The sequence below is a fragment of the Algihabitans albus genome, assembly GCF_003572205.1.
Lineage (GTDB): Bacteria > Pseudomonadota > Alphaproteobacteria > Kiloniellales > DSM-21159 > Algihabitans > Algihabitans albus.
On record NZ_QXNY01000017.1, the window covers coordinates 1 to 1,532 of the forward strand.

The following is a 1,532-nucleotide window of genomic DNA, read 5'->3' on the forward strand; positions in this document are numbered from 1 at the left end:
GAGCCGCGGTGATCCCGGCCAGTGTCGGAGTGATCTAAACGGCGGCGCAGATGCTGTCTTCAGGGGTTATGAAAGGGGTTGGGCGATGCGCGTAGCGGTGATCGGGACGGGCTACGTCGGATTGGTCTCGGGGGCCTGTTTTTCCGAGTTCGGGACGCAGGTGGTCTGCGTCGACAAGGATGCGGAGAAGATCGCGCGGCTACAGGGCGGCGAGATCCCGATCTACGAGCCCGGCCTGGAGGAGCTGGTCGCCCAGAACGTCGGCTCCGGTCGGCTGTCCTTCACGACCGACCTGAGCGCGGCGGTGGCCGAGGCCGATGCGGTCTTCATCGCGGTGGGCACGCCCTCGCGGCGCGGCGACGGCCATGCCGACCTTTCCTTCGTCTTCGCCGCGGCGGAGGAGGTGGCGCGGGCGCTGCCGGCGGCGGGCACGCGCTTCACCTGCATCGTGACCAAGTCGACCGTGCCGGTGGGCACCGGCCGCCGGGTGGCGGAGGTGCTGGCGCGGACCCGCCCGGACCTGGTCCTGGGGCGCGACTACGACGTCGCCTCGAACCCGGAGTTTCTGCGCGAAGGCTCCGCGATCGAGGACTTCATGCGGCCGGACCGGGTGGTGATCGGGGTCGAGAGCGATCCGGCGCGCGAGGCCCTGAAGGCGCTCTATCGGCCGCTCTATCTGAACGAGACGCCGATCGTCTCGACCCGTCTGGAGACGGCGGAGCTGATCAAGTACGCGGCCAACGCCTTCCTGGCGGTCAAGATCACCTTCATCAACGAGATCGCCGACCTCTGCGAGCAGGTCGGGGGCGACGTGCAGCAGGTGGCGCGCGGGATCGGGCTGGACGGCCGGATCGGCTCGAAGTTCCTGCATGCCGGGCCGGGCTACGGCGGTTCCTGCTTTCCCAAGGACACCCTGGCGCTGGTGCGCACCGCCCAGGAGGCCGAAGCGCCGCTGCGCATCGTCGAGACCACGGTGGAGGTCAACGAGGCGCGCAAGCTGGCCATGGCCGAACGGGTGGTGGCCTTCCTCGGCGGCCAAGCCCCCGAAGGCGAAGCCCAAGGTTCAGGCGGGCCGGGGGCGCTGGCCGGCAAGACCATCGGCCTGCTCGGCCTGACCTTCAAGCCGAACACCGACGACATGCGCGAGGCGCCCGCACTGGCCATCGTGCCGCACCTGCAGGCGGCCGGCGCCAGCCTGCGCGCCTACGACCCAGAGGGCATGACCGAGGCCAAGAAGCTGCTCGAGGGCGTGACCTGGTGCGCCGACCCCTACGAGACGGCCGAGGGCGCCGACTGCCTGGTCCTGGTCACCGAATGGAACGCCTTCCGGAACCTCGACTTCCAGCGCCTCAAGCAGATCATGGCCCAACCCGCCCTGGTCGACCTGCGCAACGTCTACGACCCCGAACGCCTCCAAAAAGCCGGATTCCAATACTCCGGTATCGGACGGGGCAAGAGCGTCCCTACCGCGCCGGCCAATCTGACCGTCGTTTCCTCACGCCTCGCGGGTTGAAGGACCTTGGACGCCATGC

Annotated in this window: 1 protein-coding gene; it reads left to right on the forward strand. The window is 69.1% G+C overall.

Annotation, left to right across the window (positions count from 1 at the left end):
- The first annotated feature begins 85 nt into the window (after window positions 1–85).
- The gene (locus DBZ32_RS21955; RefSeq protein WP_119169412.1) at window positions 86–1,513 is read left to right on the forward strand and encodes a UDP-glucose dehydrogenase family protein; all 1,428 of its coding nucleotides are present in this window, start codon (window positions 86–88) and stop codon (window positions 1,511–1,513) included.
- The last annotated feature ends 19 nt before the right edge of the window (window positions 1,514–1,532 follow it).